General features: G+C 72.7%; 17 protein-coding genes. 10 read left to right on the top strand and 7 right to left on the bottom strand.

Annotated elements, in window-relative coordinates; genetic code table 11:
• Positions 1-5 precede the first annotated feature (5 nt).
• The 7 genes from pgsA (at position 6) to GA0074704_RS13785 (ending at position 6,339) form a co-directional block, all read left to right on the top strand.
• Positions 6-626 (top strand): phosphatidylinositol phosphate synthase, encoded by a 621-nt coding sequence (pgsA, locus tag GA0074704_RS13755; RefSeq protein WP_088970881.1) that lies wholly within the window; start codon positions 6-8, stop codon positions 624-626.
• Positions 623-1,552 carry a phosphatidylinositol mannoside acyltransferase gene (locus GA0074704_RS13760; protein WP_088970882.1) on the top strand — a complete coding sequence of 310 codons (930 nt, stop codon included), beginning with the start codon at positions 623-625 and terminating at the stop codon, positions 1,550-1,552. Before pgsA ends, GA0074704_RS13760 begins: the two co-directional genes overlap by 4 nt.
• A 52-nt stretch (positions 1,553-1,604) precedes the next feature.
• Positions 1,605-2,765 carry a glycosyltransferase family 4 protein gene (locus GA0074704_RS13765; RefSeq protein WP_088970883.1) on the top strand — a complete coding sequence of 387 codons (1,161 nt, stop codon included), beginning with the start codon at positions 1,605-1,607 and terminating at the stop codon, positions 2,763-2,765.
• 82 nt (positions 2,766-2,847) lie between these two features.
• The gene (locus GA0074704_RS13770; RefSeq protein ID WP_088970884.1) at positions 2,848-3,351 is read left to right on the top strand and encodes a hypothetical protein; all 504 of its coding nucleotides are present in this window, start codon (positions 2,848-2,850) and stop codon (positions 3,349-3,351) included.
• Between the two features lie 478 nt (positions 3,352-3,829).
• Entirely contained in the window at positions 3,830-4,750 is a 921-nt protein-coding gene (gene pdxS, locus GA0074704_RS13775) for a pyridoxal 5'-phosphate synthase lyase subunit PdxS (protein ID WP_088970885.1), read from the top strand.
• A gap of 2 nt (positions 4,751-4,752) precedes the next feature.
• Complete coding sequence (gene pdxT / locus GA0074704_RS13780; protein ID WP_088970886.1) at positions 4,753-5,358, top strand: pyridoxal 5'-phosphate synthase glutaminase subunit PdxT; 606 nt, start codon at positions 4,753-4,755, stop codon at positions 5,356-5,358.
• Positions 5,359-5,586: 228 nt separating this feature from the next.
• The gene (locus GA0074704_RS13785) at positions 5,587-6,339 is read left to right on the top strand and encodes a YebC/PmpR family DNA-binding transcriptional regulator (RefSeq protein WP_088970887.1); all 753 of its coding nucleotides are present in this window, start codon (positions 5,587-5,589) and stop codon (positions 6,337-6,339) included.
• A gap of 64 nt (positions 6,340-6,403) precedes the next feature.
• Here the strand turns inward: GA0074704_RS13785 and GA0074704_RS13790 are convergent, their stop codons facing one another.
• The 5 genes from GA0074704_RS13790 to GA0074704_RS13810 all read right to left on the bottom strand — a co-directional run bounded on the left by GA0074704_RS13790 (position 6,404) and on the right by GA0074704_RS13810 (position 11,492).
• Positions 6,404-7,465: an ABC transporter permease gene (locus GA0074704_RS13790; RefSeq protein WP_088970888.1), complete on the bottom strand. Its 1,062-nt coding sequence runs from the start codon at positions 7,463-7,465 to the stop codon at positions 6,404-6,406.
• Positions 7,462-8,355: an ABC transporter ATP-binding protein gene (locus GA0074704_RS13795; protein WP_088970889.1), complete on the bottom strand. Its 894-nt coding sequence runs from the start codon at positions 8,353-8,355 to the stop codon at positions 7,462-7,464. The genes GA0074704_RS13790 and GA0074704_RS13795 overlap by 4 nt, the downstream gene beginning before the upstream one ends.
• A gap of 80 nt (positions 8,356-8,435) precedes the next feature.
• Positions 8,436-9,128, bottom strand: a complete 693-nt coding sequence (locus tag GA0074704_RS13800) for a response regulator (RefSeq protein WP_088970890.1) — start codon at positions 9,126-9,128, stop codon at positions 8,436-8,438.
• Positions 9,125-10,402, bottom strand: a complete 1,278-nt coding sequence (locus GA0074704_RS13805; protein WP_088970891.1) for a sensor histidine kinase — start codon at positions 10,400-10,402, stop codon at positions 9,125-9,127. Before GA0074704_RS13805 ends, GA0074704_RS13800 begins: the two co-directional genes overlap by 4 nt.
• A gap of 91 nt (positions 10,403-10,493) precedes the next feature.
• Entirely contained in the window at positions 10,494-11,492 is a 999-nt protein-coding gene (locus GA0074704_RS13810; protein ID WP_088970892.1) for a hypothetical protein, read from the bottom strand.
• Between the two features lie 49 nt (positions 11,493-11,541).
• On the opposite strand from GA0074704_RS13810, the gene GA0074704_RS13815 reads away from it, so the two are divergent.
• Positions 11,542-12,222 (top strand): TetR/AcrR family transcriptional regulator C-terminal domain-containing protein, encoded by a 681-nt coding sequence (locus GA0074704_RS13815; protein ID WP_088970893.1) that lies wholly within the window; start codon positions 11,542-11,544, stop codon positions 12,220-12,222.
• Between the two features lie 45 nt (positions 12,223-12,267).
• Here GA0074704_RS13815 and GA0074704_RS13820 read toward each other — a convergent pair whose 3' ends face one another.
• A complete protein-coding gene (locus GA0074704_RS13820; protein ID WP_088970894.1) occupies positions 12,268-13,215 on the bottom strand; it encodes a permease prefix domain 1-containing protein in 948 nt (315 codons plus the stop codon).
• Positions 13,212-13,553 carry a PadR family transcriptional regulator gene (locus tag GA0074704_RS13825; protein WP_088973664.1) on the bottom strand — a complete coding sequence of 114 codons (342 nt, stop codon included), beginning with the start codon at positions 13,551-13,553 and terminating at the stop codon, positions 13,212-13,214. Before GA0074704_RS13825 ends, GA0074704_RS13820 begins: the two co-directional genes overlap by 4 nt.
• A gap of 133 nt (positions 13,554-13,686) precedes the next feature.
• On the opposite strand from GA0074704_RS13825, the gene GA0074704_RS13830 reads away from it, so the two are divergent.
• Complete coding sequence (locus GA0074704_RS13830; RefSeq protein ID WP_088970895.1) at positions 13,687-15,162, top strand: LamG domain-containing protein; 1,476 nt, start codon at positions 13,687-13,689, stop codon at positions 15,160-15,162.
• A gap of 159 nt (positions 15,163-15,321) precedes the next feature.
• On the top strand, positions 15,322-18,858 hold the full coding sequence (dnaE, locus tag GA0074704_RS13835; RefSeq protein WP_088973665.1) for a DNA polymerase III subunit alpha: 3,537 nt from the start codon (positions 15,322-15,324) through the stop codon (positions 18,856-18,858).
• Positions 18,859-18,961: the final 103 nt, after the last annotated feature.

Here is an 18,961-nt window from a genome sequence, read left to right on the forward strand (position 1 = left end):
CCGCCATGGCGAAGATCTTCCAAGTGTCGGCCCGCGCGGGGATGACCCGCGTCGTCGAGCCGATCGCGCGCGGCCTGCTCCGCGCCGGCGTCACCCCCAACGCGGTCACCGTGACCGGCACCCTCGGCGTGCTCGTCGGCGCTCTCGGCTTCGGCGCCCGCGGCCACCTGGTCGCCGGTGCCCTGATCGTGACGTTCTTCGCGCTGACCGACCTGCTCGACGGGACGATGGCCCGGATGAGCGGCGGCTCGACGCGGTTCGGCGCCTTCCTCGACTCGAGCATGGACCGGATCGCCGACAGCGCCGTCTTCGGCGCCGTCGCGTACTGGCTGGCCACCGAGGGCGACCACGCCGGGACGGCGGCCGCGCTGATCTGCCTGGCCGCCGGCGGCCTGGTCTCCTACGTCAAGGCCCGCGCGGAGGGGCTCGGGATGACCTGCAACGTGGGCATCGCCGAGCGCACCGAACGGCTGCTGATCGTCGGCGTGGGCGGCCTGCTCACCGGACTGGGCGTGCCGCTGGCCCTGGAGATCGCGTTGTGGCTGCTGGCCGCCGTGTCGATCTTCACGGTCGGGCAGCGGATGGCCCATGTGTACCGGCAGGCCCAGCGGGTCGGCACGGAGTGAACCTCACCGAGCTCGGCTATGTCGCCGGATGGCGTCTGGCCCGGGCACTGCCCCAGCCCGTGGTGGCGGCGGCGTTCCGGGCGGGCGCGGACCGCGCCCACCGCTCCGGCGGCAGGGGTACGGCCCGACTGCGCGCGAACCTGCGCCGGGTGGTCGGCCCCGACGTGCCGGAGGCGGAGCTGGACGACCTGGTCCGGCGCGGCCTGCGCTCGTACGCCCGGTACTGGATGGAGGCGTTCCGCCTGCCGTCGCGCAGCCGGGAGCAGATCCTGGCCGGGTTCCGGCTGGACGGCGTGGAGAAGCTCGCCGCCGACGTGGCCACCGGCCGGGGCGCGGTGGTGGCGCTGCCGCACGCCGGCAACTGGGACGCGGCGGGCGCCTGGGTCGCGGCCACCGGTTGGCCGATCACCACGGTCGCCGAGCGGCTCAAGCCGGAGGGCGTCTACGAGCGATTCCTCGCCTTCCGGCAGGGGCTCGGGATGGAGATCCTGCCCACCCACGGCGGTGACCGGCCGACGTTCGACGTGCTGGTGGACCGGGTGAAGGCGGGCGCGGTGGTGCCGCTGCTGGCCGACCGGGACCTCTCCGCCCGGGGCGTGGAGGTGGACTTCTTCGGCGGGCGGACCCGGATGCCGGCCGGCTGCGCGCTGCTGGCGATCCGGACCGGCGCGCCGCTCTACGTCGCCTCGATGTGGTACGAACCGGACGCCGCCCGCGCCTCGATCGAGGGGCCGCTGGAGCTGCCCGACCCGGACAGCGGCCCGCTGGACCAGCGGGTGCGGCTGCTGACCCAGCGGATTGCCGACGGTCTGGCGGCGGGCATCGCCCGGCATCCGGAAGACTGGCACATGTTGCAGCGGATGTGGCTGGACCAGCCCGGCGCCGCCCGGGGCGGGACCGCCCCGGCGACCACCGGCTCGGTCTGAGTGGGCGGCCGGTTGGTCGCCGACGACGCGGGCGCGGACGAGAGGCGTTGACGTGCGGATCGGCATCGTGTGCCCGTATTCCTTCGACGTCCCCGGCGGGGTGCAGAACCACATCGTCGACCTGGCCGAGGCGCTGATCGGTCTGGGGCACGAGGTCAGCGTGCTGGCCCCGGCCGACGACGACGCCGCGCTGCCGCCGTACGTGGTGTCGGCGGGGCGGGCGCTGCCGCTGCCGTACAACGGGTCGGTGGCCCGGATCGCGTTCGGGCCGGTCTCCACCGCGCGGGTGCGGCGCTGGATCACCCGGGGCGAGTTCGACGTGCTACACGTGCACGAGCCGCTCACGCCGAGCCTGTCGATGTTGGCGGTGCTCTGCGCCCGGGGCCCGGTGGTGGCCACCTTCCACACCGCGATGACCCGTTCCCGGGTGCTGTCGGCCGCGCAGGGGCTGCTGCAGATCCTGCTGGAACGGATCACCGCCCGGATCGCGGTCAGCGCCCTGGCCCGCAAGGTGCAGGTCGAGCACATGGACGGCGGCGCGGTGGAGATCCCCAACGGGGTGACGGTCGCCAAGTTCGTCGACGCGCAGCCGCTGCCGGGCTGGCCGGGGGAGTGCGGGCCGGGCGTCGGCGGGACGCTGGGTTTCCTGGGCCGCTTCACCGAGACGCGTAAGGGTTTCCCGGTGCTGCGGGACGCGTTCGTGGCGCTGGCCGCCGAGCGGCCGGGGCTGCGGTTGCTGGTCGCCGGGCCCGGCGACCGGGACGACCTGTTCGAGCGGATCCCGGCCGGGCTGCACGACCGGGTCACCTTCCTCGGCCTGGTCTCCGAGGCCGACAAGGCCCGGATGCTGCGCAGCGTGCACCTGTACGTCGCGCCGAACATCGGTGGGGAGTCCTTCGGGATGATCCTGACCGAGGCGCTCGCCGCCGGCACCACCGTGGTCGCCAGCGACCTGGACGCGTTCCGTCGGGTGCTCGACGGCGGTCGGGCCGGCCGGCTCTTCCCGACCGGTGACCCGCTGGGGCTGCGCGCCGCCCTGGCCGAGCTGCTCGACGACCCGGCGCAGCGGGCCGTGCTGACCGCCTGCGGCGACCAGGTGGTCACCCACTTCGACTGGCCGGTGGTGGCCCGCCGGGTGGTGGAGGTGTACGCCGCCGCGATCGAGGCCACCGACGGGCGGGTCATCGACCAGGAATGGGTGGGACTCGGCTGAGTCCTGGGCCGGTTGGTACGGATGTGACGTTCGCGTGACGAGGGCCGCGTCCGTGCCGGGCGGGGAACCGGGCGGCACTACGATGCCGGGCATGTGGTGGCTGGTGGGTGCGGGTCTGGTGCTCGGGCTGGTGGCGGCGTACCTGACCTGGACCGCCGGGCGGGTCGAACGGTTGCAGTCGCGGGCGGAGCTGGCGGCCCGGGCGTTGGACGCCCATCTGCTGCGCCGGGCGGCGGCCGCCGCGGTGCTGGCCGAGCGCCGGTACGGCGTCGAGCTGTACGCGGCGGCCCGGATCGCGCTGGACGCGGCCCCACAGGAGCGGGAGGCGGCCGAGAACGACCTGACCCGGCAGCTGCGCGCGGTGGACCTGGACCCGACCGACCCGGACTGCGAGGCGGTGGTGGCGGCGAGCCGCCGGTTGGCGCTGGCCCGGCAGGTGCACACCGACCTGGTGCGGGACGCCCGGACGGCGCGCAGTCGCCCGCTGGTGCGGTTGTTCCGGATGGGGCGGCGGCACACCTGGCCCCGCTACTTCGACATCGACGACCCGACCCTGGCCGTCCCCGCCGACGTCACCACCGGCTGACCCGCGCCCGCCTGGCCCGCGCCCGGCACCTGCGCTCCGGCGGCCTCTGGTCGGCGGGCCCAGGTCGGGGTGGGCCCGGTCGGCGGCCCGCCGGTTCCGGTCGGCGCCGGTGACGGCATGTCGGCTCTACCCGCCGGGTTGGCTGCGGGTCGTGGCGTGTTGGCCGCCGGCGTCGGTGTGGCTGCGGGTTGCGGGTGAGGGCGTTGTCGGCCGGCGGCGCAACGAGAGGTGCTCGTGGCGATGTTCGTGCCCCACGGCTGCCTACGGCGCCCGCCCGGAGGAGCGCCGGCTGGTTCGGGCCTTCCGCACTCGGGTCGCGGCGCGGTGCGGGATTCCGGCGGGGGAGCGCCCCCGACCAGGGGTGATCGGGGCCACAGGGCAGGCCACCGGGGGTCTGATTGGCTGTCGGACCAGCGTTGACGCCGTCGTAGCCTGACAGCGATCCACCCCCAGTGTCCGTCCCAAGGAGCGATGACCCGTGTCCGAATCCACCTCTCCGAACACCGGCGCCACCAGCCCCGTCGTCGGCACCGCGCGGGTCAAGCGCGGCATGGCCGAGATGCTCAAGGGCGGTGTGATCATGGACGTGGTGACCCCCGAGCAGGCGAAGATCGCCGAGGACGCCGGCGCCGTCGCGGTGATGGCGCTCGAGCGGGTGCCCGCCGACATCCGGGCCCAGGGCGGCGTCTCCCGGATGAGCGACCCGGACATGATCGACGGCATCATCGAGGCGGTCTCCATCCCGGTGATGGCCAAGGCCCGCATCGGCCACTTCGTCGAGGCGCAGGTCCTCCAGTCCCTCGGCGTGGACTACGTCGACGAGTCCGAGGTGCTCACCCCGGCCGACTACGCCAACCACATCGACAAGTGGCAGTTCACCGTCCCGTTCGTCTGCGGGGCGACCAACCTGGGTGAGGCGCTGCGCCGGATCACCGAGGGCGCGGCGATGATCCGTTCCAAGGGCGAGGCCGGCACCGGCGACGTCTCCAACGCCACCATGCACATGCGGAAGATCCGGCAGGAGATCGCCCGGCTCAGCTCCCTGCCGGCCGACGAGCTGTTCGTCGCCGCCAAGGAGCTCCAGGCGCCGTACGAGCTGGTCAAGGAGGTCGCCGAGACCGGCAAGCTGCCGGTGGTGCTGTTCACCGCGGGCGGCATCGCCACCCCGGCCGACGCCGCCATGATGATGCAGCTGGGCGCCGAGGGCGTCTTCGTCGGCTCGGGCATCTTCAAGTCCGGCAACCCCGCCCAGCGGGCCGCCGCGATCGTCAAGGCCACCACCTTCCACGACGACCCGGACGTGCTGGCGAAGGTCTCCCGGGGCCTGGGCGAGGCGATGGTCGGGATCAACGTCGACGAGATCCCCCAGCCGCACCGCCTGGCCGAGCGCGGCTGGTGACGATGCGCGCGCCCACCGTCGGTGTGCTCGCCCTCCAAGGCGACGTACGGGAGCACGTGACCGCTCTCGCCGCGGCCGGCGCGGACGCCCGACCGGTGCGCCGCCCGGTCGAGCTGGACGCGGTCGACGGCCTGGTGATCCCGGGCGGGGAGTCCACCACGATCAGCAAGCTGGTCGACGTCTTCGAGCTGCGCGAGCCGATCGACAAGCGGATCGCCGGCGGGATGCCGGTCTACGGCTCCTGCGCTGGCATGATCATGCTGGCCGGCGAGGTGCTCGACGGTCGGCCCGACCAGCGCGGCTTCGCCGGCATCGAGATGACCGTACGGCGCAACGCCTTCGGCCGGCAGGTCGACTCGTTCGAGGCGCCGGTCGAGGTCACCGGCGTCGAGGGCGGGCCGTTCCACGCGGTCTTCATCCGGGCGCCGTGGGTCGAGCGGGTCGGCGACGGGGTGGAGGTGCTGGGCCGGGTCACCGACGGTCCGGCGACCGACCGGATCGTCGCGGTCCGGCAGGGCAACCTGCTGGCCACCTCGTTCCATCCGGAGCTGACCGGCGACCGGCGGCTGCACGCGTACTTCGTGGAGCTGGTTCGGGCCGCCGCCTGAGCCGGCGGTTTCCACCGGTTTGCCGCACTGCGGCGGCCCGCTTCGGGCCGCCGCAGTGCGGCGCGTGACATCCGCCCGGCCGGCGTCGGTAGGATTGCCGAGATTCGGCAGGGCCATCTGCCCGCCACGGCTTCCACCAGAGCTGACCGGCACCTCCGCGTGCGCCGGCGGGAGCGGGGCGTGCGCGGTGCGGTCGATGCAGACGGCGGGTAGCAACGGAGGTAACAGATGTCCGGCCACTCAAAGTGGGCGACGACCAAGCACAAGAAGGCGGTCATCGACGCCAAGCGCGGCAAGATGTTCGCCAAGCTGATCAAGAACGTCGAGGTCGCGGCGCGGACCGGCGGCGGTGACCCGGCCGGCAACCCCACCCTCTTCGACGCCATCCAGAAGGCCAAGAAGAACTCGGTCCCCAACGACAACATCGACCGCGCGGTCAAGCGCGGCTCCGGCCTGGAGGCCGGGGGCGCCGACTGGCAGACGATCATGTACGAGGGCTACGGCCCGAACGGCGTGGCGATGCTGATCGAGTGCCTCACCGACAACCGCAACCGGGCGGCCACCGAGGTGCGTACCGCGCTGACCCGCAACGGCGGTTCGTTGGCCGACGCCGGCTCGGTGTCGTACATGTTCTCCCGCAAGGGCGTGGTGATCGTCCCCAAGGCCGACACCACCGAGGACGACGTGATGATGGCGGTCCTCGACGCCGGCGCCGAGGAGGTCAACGACCTCGGTGAGGCGTACGAGGTGGTCTCCGAGCCGACCGACCTGATCGCGGTCCGCACCGCCCTGCAGGACGCCGGCATCGAGTACGAGTCGGCCGAGTCGTCGCTGATCCCGAGCGTGAACGTGCCCCTGGACGAGGAGGGCGCGCGCAAGGTGTTCAAGCTGATCGACGTCCTCGAGGACTGCGACGACGTGCAGAACGTCTACGCGAACTTCGACGTCCCGGACGAGGTCATGGCGGCGGTCGACGCCTGATCCCGATCCGCCGCCACGGGCGCCGGCACCCTCTCGGGGGTCCGGCGCCCGTAGCGTGTCCGGCTCAGCCGATCCGCTCCCGCTGCCGCCAGGCCGCCCGCACCGAGGTGCGCCCGTTCGTCCGCAGCAGCGAGCCCTCGTAGACCCGCGCCCCGGCGGCGAGGAAGCCGGCGGCGGTGAGCAGCAGCAGCGCCAGCGCCACGAACGGCTCCCAGCCGGCCGCGTCCCCGGTGAACAGCCGGACCGGCATCGCCGTCGGCGAGGAGATCGGCAGGTACGACAGGATCCGCATCGCGGTGGCGTTGTCGTTGAGGAACACCACCGCGAAGAACGGGGCCATCACCGCGAGCTGCACCGGCGTGGCCGCCCCGGCGATGTCCTCCTGCCGGTTGACCAGCGCCCCGGCCGCCGCCCACATCGCCGCCAGCAGCAGGAAGCCGAGCAGGAAGAACGGCACGAACCAGCCCAGCGCAGGGGCGACCAGGGCGAGCAGGTCCCCACTGCCGGCCAGGCGCATCCCGGCCAGCGCGGTGAGCGCGATCAGGGCGACCTGTCCGAGCGCCAACGCTCCGGCGGCGAGGATCTTGCCGGCCAGCAACGCCCGGACCGGCACCGCCGCCACCAGGATCTCCACGATCCGGGTCTGCTTCTCCTCGGTGACGCTCTGCGCCACCTGGATGCCGAACGTCTGGGACATGATGAAGAAGACGAACGCGAACGCGAACGGCACCAGGTAGGCGGTGACCGGGTCCACCGCGTCCGGGTCGAGCAGCCGCACCGTCGGGGCCGTGCTGAGCGCCCGCACCACGTCGTCCGGGGCGCGGTCGTCGCCGATCACGATGGGTCCGGCGACGACGGCCGCGTCGGCGTCGCCGGCGCGTACCGCCCGTTCCGCCGCGGCGTCGTCGGCGACCACGAGGACCTCCAGGCCGGCGGTCCGCAGCGGAGATGCCTGGGCGGCGGTGACCGCCACGGTCGACGGGCCGCCCCGCAGCAGCGCCGGCAGGACGGTGGAGGCGACGGCGATGAGCAGGAAGATCAGGGTGCCGTAGAGGAACGACTTGTCGCGGAGCTTGACCTTGATCTCGCGGGCGGCGACCAGTCGGGTGGCCTGGTAGGTGTTCACTGGTTGACCTCTCGGAAGATCTCGGCGAGCGACGGGGTGACCGGGTGGAAGGCCCGCACCGGTCCGCGGGCCAGCGCCGCGCGCAGCACCGACTGGTCGTCCGACGCCGGGTCGAGGTCGAACACGGCCCGTCGCCCGTCGAGGTCGACCAGGTTGACGCCCGCCTGGTCCCGTAGCCATCCGGCGTCGCCGTCGACCACCAGCTCGAACCGGGGTGTCGTGTACGCGGCCCGCAGCTCGTCGCGGGGCCCGGCCGCCCGGATCGTGCCACCGGCGATGATCACGAGGTCGTCGCAGAGCCGTTCGACCACGTCGAGCTGGTGGCTGGAGAACAGCACGGGCGCGCCGGCGGCGGCGCGTTCCCGCAGCACGGCGACCACCGTGTCGACGGCCAGTGGGTCGAGCCCGGAGAAGGGCTCGTCGAGGATGAGCACCTCCGGGTCGTGCACCAGGGCGGCGGCGATCTGGGCCCGCTGCTGGTTGCCGAGGGACAGGGTCTCCAGCAGGTCGTCGCCGCGCTCACCCAGGTCGATCCGCTCCAGCAGCGCGTCGGTGCGGCGGCGCGCCGCCGCCGGGTCCAGGCCGTGCAGGCGGCCGAGGTGGACCACCTGCTCGCGGGTGGTCATCTTCGGGTAGAGGCCCCGTTCCTCCGGCATGTAGCCGAACCGCCGCCGCGCGTCGCGGGTGAGCTGTCGCCCCTGCCACGTCACCTGCCCCGCGTCGGGGGCGAGCACGCCGAGGACGATCCGCATGGTGGTGGTCTTGCCGGCGCCGTTGCCGCCGACGAACCCGGTCAGCCGGCCGGCGGTCACGTCGAAGGTGACGTCGGAGAGCACCTGACGGCCGTCGAAGCTTCGGTCGACGCCGTCCAGGTGGAGCACGCTGGTCATGCCGGCGACGCTACGGCCACGAGGGCGGTACGTCGTCCCACCACGGGTTGATCACCAAGGTCCGCCGGGCGGTGGACCCGTCACCCGCCGGGCCGCACCAGACCGTGCTCGTACGCGAAGATCACCGCCTGGACGCGGTCACGCAGGCCCAGTTTCGCCAGCACCCGGCTCACGTGGGTCTTCACGGTCGCCTCGCCGACGTGCAGCACGGCGGCGATCTCCGCGTTGCTGGACCCGCGCGCCACCAGCGCCAGCACCTCCCGCTCACGCGGTGTCAGCTCCGCAGTCGCGGCCTCGTTCCGGGGGCCGGTCGGCGCCGCGCCGGGGCGGGCGAAGGTGGAGATCACCCGCCGGGTGAGCGCCGGGGCGATCAGTCCGTCGCCGCGTGCCACCACCCGCACCGCCTCGATCAGGTCCTCCGGGGTGCCGTTCTTGAGCAGGAAGCCGCTGGCCCCGGCGCGCAACGCCGCGAAGAGGTAGTCGTCGCGGTCGAAGGTGGTGAGGATCAGCACCGCCGGGCCGTCGGGGTCCCCGGCGCCGGTGATCCGGCCGGTCGCGGCCAGCCCGTCGAGCACCGGCATCTCCACGTCCATCAACACCACGTCCGGGCGCAGCGCGGCCGCCATCGCCACGGCCCGCTCCCCGTCGGCGGCCTCGCCCACCACCTCGATGTCCTCCTCCACCTCGAGGATGACCCGGAAGCCGCTGCGGACCAGGTGCTGGTCGTCGACGAGCAGGACCCGGACCGGCCGGTCGGACACCAGGGCGTTCACGCCGACCGTCCCGCCGTCTCGACGGGCAACGGGATGCGGGCGCGGACCCGGAAGCCACCCCCGGAGCGGGGTCCGGCCTCCAGCGTCCCCCCGTGGGCGGCGGCCCGCTCACGCATGCCGATCAGCCCGAGGCCGTGGCCGTGCGGCACGCCACCGCGTCCGTCGTCGCTCACGTCCACCTCCAGCTCCCGCGCCAGGTAGCGGATCCGGACGTCCAGGCAGGTGGCGTTGGCGTGCTTGACGGAGTTGGTGACCGCCTCCTGCACCATTCGGTACGCCGCCTGCGACACCGATCGGGGCAGTGGGAGCGGATCGCCGAACACGCCGAGTTCGGCGTGGAGCCCGGTCTCCCGGGCCCGGTCCACCAGCGCACCCACCTGGTCGATGCCGGCGGTGTCCGCCGGTGCGTCGCCGGGCCCGACGTCCGGGTCGCGTAGCACGCCGAGCATCCGGCGCAACTCGTCGACGGAGGTCCGGGCCGTGTCCTCGATGGCGCTCAGCGCGGTCCGCGCCTTGTCCGGGTCCCGGTCGAGCACCCGCCGGCAGGCGGCGGCCTGCACTCCCATGACCGACACGTGGTGGGCGACCACGTCGTGCAGTTCCCGGGCGATGCGTACCCGTTCGCTCATCACCGCGCGTTCCCGTGCCTCCTCCTGCGACCGGCGGAGCTGTTCGGCCTGCTCCCGCAGCTCGTGCCGGTGACGGGCGGCGACCCAGGCGGTCTGGCCGAAGTAGTAGGCGAAGGCGAAGAACAGCACGTTGAACAGCACGCCGTTGATCACGGCGGCGAGCACCGGCGGCACCGGTCCGGCCGCGTCGGTGAAGCTGCTCGACGAGAGCTGGTCGGCGCGCAGCGCGAGCGACAACCCCAGCCAGCCGAACATCGCGGCGATGACGCCGATCCGGATGCGCCCGGCCAGCCGCCGGTCGGCGCCCCACGCGCCGAGGGTGTAGAGCGCGGCGAAGAGCGCCCCGGAGGGCAGTTGCGACAGTGGGATCGCCCGGGCCTGCCCGGCGACGAACGCGATCGACACGAGCACGGTGACGGCGGCGGGCCAGCGTCGCCGGACCGCCAGCGGGGCGGTGGCCGCCACGGTCCACCAGAGCTGTTCGGCGAGGCTGGGCGGCGGGCCGAGCAGGAACGCCCCGGTGCTGCGGGCCAGGGTCAGCTCGAACAGGGCCAGCACGGTGACCGCCAGACCGATCCAGAGGTCGGCGCGGCGCTGCTCGACGCTGGGAGGGGGCCGTCGCCAGCCGGTGGGTGCGGTGCTCACCGTACGACCATGCCACCCGGACCTGTGCGCACCCGGCCGGGGTGGTTCCCGCCCTGCCCCGTGCCGGGACGGGGACCACCCCGACCGGTGGTCAGCTCCCGGCGAAGCGGCGTGCGACCGCGTCGAAGGCCGCCTTGCGCCGCACCCGCCCGTCGGGCAGCACGGCGACCAGGCCGTAGCCGGCGGCGTCCAGGTCGAGTTCCGGCTCGGGGTGGTGCGGATAGCTGAACGCCGCGTAGCTGAAGACGAAGGCGCCGTCGACGCCGGCCGCCTCCGCCGCGTCGAGCAGCGCGCCGACCTCCTCGGCCTGGCCGGCCTCGTCCCGGGTCACCGGCTCGCGGAGCCGCGGTGGGTCGGCTTCCCGGTCGACCACGGTCCAGGCCGTGGCACCCCGCTGCGCGGCCCCCGTGTACGTGGCGCAGCCCAGCTCGGTGAGGACCGTCGGCCGCCCGGGTCGGCGCCAGCCGGCGATCCGCCCGGCCCACTCCTGGCGGGTCTGCCCGGCCCGGTAGTGGTCGACGCCGACCAGGTCGAACGGCGTCCAGTCGACGGTCTCGAAGTCCAGCGCGGCGTAGGTCACCGGCCCGGTGAAGTGCGCCCGGGCGGTTGCCGCGGCGCGCCGCAGGTGCCGGTTGAGGGCCCACGGGAACGGGCCGTGCCGCAGGGTGCTGGCGACCAGCCGACGAGGGCTGGTCAGGGTGGCCACCCGTTGTGCCGCGGTGGCGCCGGCCACGATGCCGCGCAGGAACAGGGTGGCCTCCCAGCCGGCCACCAGCACCACGTCGGCGCCCTCGGCGCGCAGCCGCTCGGCGTCGTCGGCGCAGGCCGCCAGGTGGGCCCGGGCGGTGGCGGGGGTGACGTCGATCAGGCCGGGGGAGACCCACACCGAGAGGCCGGCCTCGGCTGCGGCGATGCCGGCCGTACGCAGCCGCGCCGGGTCGCGGCCGATCAGGCGTACGGCGTTGGCGCCCAGCTCGGTGCGGATCACCCGCAGGTCCCGCCGGACCCCGTCCGGGTCGAAGTGGGGCCGGGAGGGGCGGCCGGGCAGCAGCTCGACGCCGGTGTCGTAGACGACGCCCCGGATCCGCATGGCCACTCCTTATCGATACGCCGTATCGTTGCCGGTACACTGTAGCGCCATGACCGTGGTCTGGGAACGCCCGGAGCCCGCCCGGCGCCACCGCCCGCTGCTGGACCGGCCGTCGATCGTCGCCGCGGCGACCGCCCTGGCCGACGCCGGTGGCCTGGACGCGGTGACCCTGCGCGGCGTCGCCGCCCGCCTCGACGTGCTGCCGATGCGGCTCTACCGCCACCTCGACTCCCGGGACGATCTGCTCGACCTGCTCGCCGACGCCACCTGCGGCGAGATCGTGCTGCCCGCCGCCGGGGCCGGTGACTGGCGCGCCCGGCTGCGGGCCCTCGCCGCCGCGACCGTGGTGGTGGCCCGCCGGCACCCCTGGTACGTGCCCCTGCTCGGCAGCCGCCCGCCGTACGGGCCGCACGGCCTGGCGTACCAGGAATGGCTCTTCGCGGCGGTGGACCGGCCGGGCCTGCCGGTGGACACGCTGATGCACGCCGCCGACGCGTTCCTGGGCTATCTGGTCGGCCAGCTGCACCTGGAGCTGCTGCGGGTGCCGGCCGGGGCGTCAGCCCACGTGCCGGCCCCCGAGCAGCTCGCCTACCTGGCCCGGGCCGTCGCCGGCGGCCGGCACCCCACCCTGGCCCGGATCTTCGCCGAGGGCCGCCAGCTCGACGCCACCGAGGCGTTCGACGCGGGGCTGGAGATCGTCCTCGACGGGATCGCCCCGAGACTCGGTTGAGGGGCGGCCGGCCCGGCACCCCCGTGTGCGCCGGGCCGGCCGCGGTCAGTGGGTGGCGCGGTGGGTCTTGATGCCGGCCTCGATCAGCCCCCAGAGGGCGATCCCGACGGTGCCGACGATCGCGACAGTGCTGACCGTGGTGAGGTTGCCGTCCTCGCCGAGCCAGTCGACGCGCCGGACCAGCTCCGGGTTGATCAGCCGCTCGCTGTGCAGCAGCCACACCACCGGCAGGACGAAGGCCAGGTCGAGTGCGAGCCGGACGCCGAACAGCGGCCAGGTCCACCGCCCGACCCGGTACTTGACGATCTCGAAGAGCGCGCCGAGCAGCAGGACGGCGAGCAGCGCCGGCAGCCAGGTCCGCCACAGCGCGGGGTCGAGCAGCGGGACGTCCCGACCGTCCCGCCCCGGCACCCAGGAGCGGAAGTGCTGGGCGACCAGAAAACCGCCGAACAGGGCGAGCATCGCCACCGAGGCGCAGGTGTCGGTCAGCCGCAGGTCCCGCTCCTTCGGTACCGCCGGCAGCTGGTCCGGGGTCCAGGCGGGAAGTTCCAGCGGGGTCCGGGTGCGCTCCAGCACCGCGAAGACCAGCGTCGTCCAGAAGGCGATCTGCGCGGTGGTCTGGATGGCGGCGCTGATGCCGGCGCCGACGGCGCCCCCGGCGGAGCCGGTCGCCGCCTCCACAACCCCGACCACCACGCCCACCAGCGCCGGGATGTAGGTGAGCAGCCGGCGCAGCAGGTTCCACCAGATCAGGTAGTAGGTGGGGCCGATCAGGTGCAGGGTGCGGTCGGTGTACCGGGCGGCGAGCCGGTCCGGCGGCCCCAGCTCGGTGAGCACCTCCCGTTCGGCGGCGGAGGGGTCCTGCCCGGCGCCCGCCCGGTCCTCGATCATGTCCGCGATGGCGGCCCGCAGCTCGGTGGCGATCTCCTCGCGGCGCTGCGACGGCACGGATCGCAGCGTCGCGGCGAGGTAGCGGTCGGTCAGGGTGTTCATTCGGCTACTCCTTCGATCAGCCCGGCGACGGAGGTCTGCACGGCGGCGAGGTCGTCGAGCAGCCGGCCCAGCAGCGTCTCGCCATCGGCGCTGGTCCGGTAGAACTTGCGCGGTCGGCTCTCCTCGGTGTTCCACTCGCTGGTCAGCAGCCCCTGTTCCTCCAGCCGACGCAGCAGGGGATAGAGCGTGTTCGCGTCGACCGGGAAGCCGTGGGCCGCGAGTCGTTGCAGCAGCGCGTAGCCGTAGTCGGGGCGGCGCAGGGCGATCAGGCTCGCCAGCACCCCCGTGCCCCGGCGCAACTCCTGGAGGTGGGTTCGGAGGATCTCGTCGTTCACCACGAGTAGCACTATACCGTGTGCCGCACACTATTAGTGCCCCGCACGATGAAGTGCGATATGGCCGGGGCGGCGCGGCGGGGATCGCGACTGGCAGACTGCCGACCGTCGATCATGGAGATTCGGGGGTACGCAGATGGTCAGCAGGCGGGGACTTCTCGGTGGCGCGGCCGTGGCCGGGGTGGCATCGGTGGCCGTCGGGGCGCTGCGTCCGGCGGCGGCGCTGGCCGAGCCGCTGGACACGCCCCTCACGCCGGTCGACGGGCCGCACCTGGCCCAGGCCGAGCTGATGGTGCGGTACCAGCGGATGCTGGCCGCCGGCCTGCTCACCGACGGGCTGGTGGGCCACTGGCCGCTCGACGGCGCCGGCGCCGACATCTCCGGGTACGGCCACGACGTCTCGCCCGGCCCCGGAGCGACCTGGACGAAGCTTCGGGCCGGGGGCGAGCTCAGCCTGGACGGCACGTCCGGCGCGTACGCCCAGGTGCCCGGCCGGGTGGTCAACACCCTGTCGTCCTTCACCGTCTCGGCGTGGGTGCGGCTGGCGGAGACCGCCTCGCTGACGAACATGTACACCGCGGTGAGCCAGGACGGCACGACGAGCCGCTTCCTGCTTCAGTACGACCCGGCGTACGGCTGGGCGTTCAAGCTGCGCCGACCGGACGAGAGCGGCTTCGTCGTGGCGCGCACCGCCACCAACACCGCCCAGCTCGGCGTCTGGACCCACCTGGCCGGAGTGTTCGACGCCGCCGCCAACACGATCCAGCTGTACGTCGGCGGGCAACTCGCCGGCAGCGCGGCGGTCACCTTCCCAGCCTGGGACGCCACCGCCGGGTTCAACATCGGCCGTGCGCTGTTCGGCGGCGCGTACGTCAACCGGTTCAACGGGGCGATCGACGACGTGCGCGCCTACGGGCGGGCGCTCACCGCCGCCGAGGCGGCGCTGATCGGCGGGTACACCGCCCGGCAGAACAACCGCTACTACACGGACGGCTCGTCGTCGGTGACCTGGGGGTCGCCCGCCGACCCCACCACGTGGGTGTCGCTCGCCCGCTGCTCGTCCTTCCTGACCTGGGTGCTGAAGCGGTCCTGCCCGTGGGCCACCGACGCCTACTTCCGGACCTGGTTCAACGACACGATCCCCGAGGCGGCCGACTACCGACAGGCATTCGCCGACGGCACCGGTGGCCCACACTTCCGGCGGATCACCCGGGTGGCCGACCTGCGCCCGGGCGACCTGATCGCGATCGACTACCGGGGCACCGTCAGCGGCAACACGGGGCACATCGTGATGGTGCGCAGCGTCAAGGGCACCTACAGCGGTGGGATGAACTTCTCCGGCGAGACGCAGTACGCCGTCGAGATCGTCGACTGCACCTCCGACGCGCACGGCATGTACGCCAAGGGCAACTACGATCTCTACCCCGACACCCGGGTGGTCGAGGACGACCTCCGCAAGACCAACTTCGAGGGCGTCGGCATCGGCCACATGATGTTCTACGCCTCCGACGCCACCGGTGAGTTCTCCCGGTACCGGTGGAGCGTCAACAGCGGGACCACCAACACCCACACGGTCGCCGACCGACCGGTCGCAGCTGCCCGGGTGTGCTGAGCCGACCGCCGAGAGTGACCCGCGGCGGGTGAGGCGGAGAGACCTCCGCCACCCGTCGCGAGGTCCGCCCGCGCGGCTCTCCCAGCCCCTGATCGAATCTCGGTAGGGTGGGCCGACGGCCTCGACCAACCCATGATCCTGACCCGGGGGGCGCCACGCATGGGCGATTCGTTCGCGCATCTGCACGTACACACCGAGTACTCGATGCTCGACGGGGCGGCCCGGCTCAAGGACCTGTTCGCCGAGGCCAAGCGGCTGGGCATGCCGGCCGTGGCGATGACCGACCACGGCAACATGCACGGCGCGAACGACTTCTACAAGCAGGCGATGGACGCCGGGATCACCCCGATCCTCGGCGTCGAGGCGTACGTGGCGCCCGAGTCGCGCTTCCACAAGGCGCGGGTCAAGTGGGGCCGGCCCGAGCAGAAGAGCGACGACATCTCCGGCAACGGCGCCATCACCCACATGACCATGTGGGCGGCGAACGCGACCGGCCTGCACAACATGTTCCGGCTCAACTCGCGCGCCTCCATGGAGGGCCACTACGTCAAGTGGCCCCGGATGGACATGGAGCTGATCGCCGAGCACGCCGAGGGGATCATGGCCACCACCGGCTGCCCCTCCGGCGCGGTGCAGACCCGGCTGCGGCTGGGCCAGTTCGACGAGGCACTCAAGGTCGCCGCCGCCTACCAGGACATCTTCGGCAAGGACAACTACTTCCTGGAGATCATGGACCACGGCCTCGACATCGAGCGCCGGGTCCGGGACGGGTTGACCGAGATCGCCCGCAAGCTCGACATCCCGCCGGTGGTCACCAACGACTCGCACTACACCCACGAGGCGCAGGCCGAGGCGCACGACGTGCTGCTCTGCGTGCAGACCGGCAGCAACATCGCCGACCCCAACCGATTCCGCTTCGAGGGCGGCGGCTACTTCATCAAGTCGGCCGACCAGATGCGCGCGGTGGACTCCTCCGAGCTGTGGCAGCAGGGCTGCCGCAACACCCTGTTGGTCGCCGAGAAGGTCGACCCGACCGGCATGTTCCAGTTCCACAACCTGATGCCCCGGTTCCCGATCCCCGAGGGGGAGACCGAGGAGTCGTGGTTCCGCAAGGAGACCTTCGCCGGGCTCAAGCGCCGGTTCCCGAACGGCATCCCCGAGGGGCACGTCGTCCAGGCGGAGTACGAGCTGGGCGTCATCATCCAGATGGGCTTCCCGTCGTACTTCCTCGTGGTCGCCGACTTCATCCAGTGGGCCAAGAGCCAGGGCATCGCCGTCGGCCCCGGCCGTGGCTCGGCCGCCGGCTCGCTGGTGGCGTACGCGCTGGGCATCACGGACCTCGACCCGATCCCGCACGGGCTGATCTTCGAGCGGTTCCTCAACCCCGAGCGCGTCTCCATGCCGGATGTCGACATCGACTTCGACGAGCGTCGGCGCGGCGAGGTGATCCGCTACGTCACCGACAAGTGGGGCGAGGACAAGGTCGCCCAGATCGCCACCTTCGGCACGATCAAGGCGAAGGCCGCGATCAAGGACTCGGCCCGGGTGCTCGGCTTCCCGTACGCGGTGGGCGACCGGATCACCAAGGCGATGCCGCCCGCGGTGATGGGCAAGGACATCCCGCTCACCGGCATCTTCGATCCGCAGCACCCGCGCTACGCCGAGGCCGGCGAGATCCGCGGCCTGTACGAGTCCGACCCGGACGTGCGCAAGGTGATCGACACCGCCAAGGGCATCGAGGGGCTGATCCGGCAGACCGGCGTGCACGCCGCGGGCGTCATCATGTCCGCCGAGCCGATCATCGAGCACATCCCGCTGATGCGCCGGGACGCCGACGGGGCGATCATCACCCAGTTCGACTACCCGACCTGCGAGTCGCTCGGGCTGTTGAAGATGGACTTCCTCGGCCTGCGCAACCTGACGATCATCGACGACGCGGTCAAGAACATCGAGCTCAACCACGGGAAAAAACTCGACCTGCTGGCCCTTGAGCTGGACGACAAGGCCGCGTACGACCTGCTCGCCCGGGGCGACACGCTGGGCGTGTTCCAGCTCGACGGCGGCCCGATGCGCTCGCTGCTGCGGCTGATGAAGCCGGACAACTTCGAGGACATCTCGGCCGTGCTGGCGCTCTACCGGCCCGGCCCGATGGGCGTCGACTCGCACACCAACTACGCGCTGCGCAAGAACGGCCTCCAGGAGATCACCCCGATCCACCCGGAGCTGGAGGAGCCGCTGCGGGAGATCCTCGCCCCCACCCACGGCCTGATCGTCTACCAGGAGCAGGTGCAGCGCGCCGCACAGATCCTCGCCGGTTACACGCTCGGCCAGGCCGACCTGCTGCGCCGGGCGATGGGCAAGAAGAAGAAGGAGATCCTGGACAAGGAGTTCGTCCCGTTCCGGGACGGCTGCCGCGAGCGCGGCTACTCCGACGCGGCGATCCAGGCGGTGTGGGACGTGCTCGTCCCGTTCGCCGGGTACGCCTTCAACAAGGCCCACTCGGCGGCGTACGGCCTGGTGTCGTACTGGACCGCGTACCTCAAGGCGCACTACCCGGCCGAGTACATGGCGGCGCTGCTGACCTCCGTCGGCGACGACAAGGACAAGATGGCGCTCTACCTGTCGGAGTGCCGGCGGATGCGCATCCAGGTCCTCCCGCCGGACGTGAACACCTCGGCCGGTCCGTTCACCCCGGTCGGCGCGGAGATCCGCTTCGGCCTCGGCGCGGTCCGCAACGTCGGCGCGAACGTGGTCGCCTCGATCATGCGCTGCCGCGACGAGAAGGGCGACTACACCGACTTCTACGACTTCCTGTCCAAGGTCGACGCGGTGGTCTGCAACAAGAAGACCATCGAATCGCTGATCAAGGCGGGCGCCTTCGACGCCCTGGGGCACACCCGCAAGGGCCTGCTCGCCGTGCACGCCGACGCCATCGACGCCTTCGCCGACGTCAAGCGCAAGGAGGCCGTCGGCCAGTACGACCTGTTCGGCGCCGGCTTCGGCGACGCGGACACCGGCGGCGGCAGCACCACGGTCATGCCGGTCATCGGCGAGTCGGAGTGGGACAAGCGGGACAAGCTCGCCTTCGAACGCGAGATGCTCGGCCTCTACGTCTCCGACCACCCGCTGTTCGGGCTGGAGCACGTGCTCGGCGCGGCGGCGGACTGCACCATCGCCGCGCTGTCGGAGGAGGGCACCGTGCCCGACGGCGCGGTGGTCACCCTGGCCGGCATCCTCTCCGGGGTGCAGCGCCGGGTCACCAAGCAGGGCCGGGCCTGGGCCTCGGCCACCCTGGAGGACCTGGCCGGCGGGGTGGAGACGCTGTTCTTCCCGAACACCTACGAGGTGATCGGGCAGTACATCGCCGAGGACGCCATCGTGGTGGTCAAGGGGCGGGTCGACCGGCGTGACGACACTCCCCGGATCATGGCGATGGACATGTCCATGCCGGACGTCAGCACCAACCCGGCGAACAAGCCGATCACGCTGACCATCCCGGTGCACCGCTGCACCCCGCCGCTGGTGGAACGGCTCAAGGAGACCCTGGTGCTGCACCCCGGCGACGCCGAGGTGCACGTCAAGCTGCTCAACGGCGGCAAGGTGACCACGCTGCGGCTCGGTCCGTTCCGGGTGGCGCCGACCACGGCGTTGATGGGCGACCTGAAGAGCGTCCTCGGCCCCGCCAACGTCAGCTGACCCACCCGTCGCGCCCGCCGGCCCACCACCCGCGCGCCCGCCCGCCCGCCCGCAGGATCGTGCTCGATCCATGATGTAGTGGCCTCCCTGTCACCACGAGGCC

The sequence above is a fragment of the Micromonospora siamensis genome (assembly GCF_900090305.1).
GTDB lineage: Bacteria > Actinomycetota > Actinomycetes > Mycobacteriales > Micromonosporaceae > Micromonospora > Micromonospora siamensis.

Bases quoted from the DNA above. Each gene is read 5' to 3' on its own strand.
- pgsA (WP_088970881.1), top strand. From the start codon at position 6: ATGGCGAAGATCTTCCAAGTGTCGGCCCGCGCGGGGATGACCCGCGTC.
- GA0074704_RS13770 (WP_088970884.1), top strand. From the start codon at position 2,848: ATGCCGGGCATGTGGTGGCTGGTGGGTGCGGGTCTGGTGCTCGGGCTG.
- pdxT (WP_088970886.1), top strand. From the start codon at position 4,753: ATGCGCGCGCCCACCGTCGGTGTGCTCGCCCTCCAAGGCGACGTACGG.
- GA0074704_RS13785 (WP_088970887.1), top strand. From the start codon at position 5,587: ATGTCCGGCCACTCAAAGTGGGCGACGACCAAGCACAAGAAGGCGGTC.
- GA0074704_RS13795 (WP_088970889.1), bottom strand. From the start codon at position 8,355: ATGACCAGCGTGCTCCACCTGGACGGCGTCGACCGAAGCTTCGACGGC.
- GA0074704_RS13810 (WP_088970892.1), bottom strand. From the start codon at position 11,492: ATGCGGATCCGGGGCGTCGTCTACGACACCGGCGTCGAGCTGCTGCCC.
- GA0074704_RS13815 (WP_088970893.1), top strand. From the start codon at position 11,542: ATGACCGTGGTCTGGGAACGCCCGGAGCCCGCCCGGCGCCACCGCCCG.
- GA0074704_RS13820 (WP_088970894.1), bottom strand. From the start codon at position 13,215: ATGAACACCCTGACCGACCGCTACCTCGCCGCGACGCTGCGATCCGTG.
- GA0074704_RS13830 (WP_088970895.1), top strand. From the start codon at position 13,687: ATGGTCAGCAGGCGGGGACTTCTCGGTGGCGCGGCCGTGGCCGGGGTG.
- dnaE (WP_088973665.1), top strand. From the start codon at position 15,322: ATGGGCGATTCGTTCGCGCATCTGCACGTACACACCGAGTACTCGATG.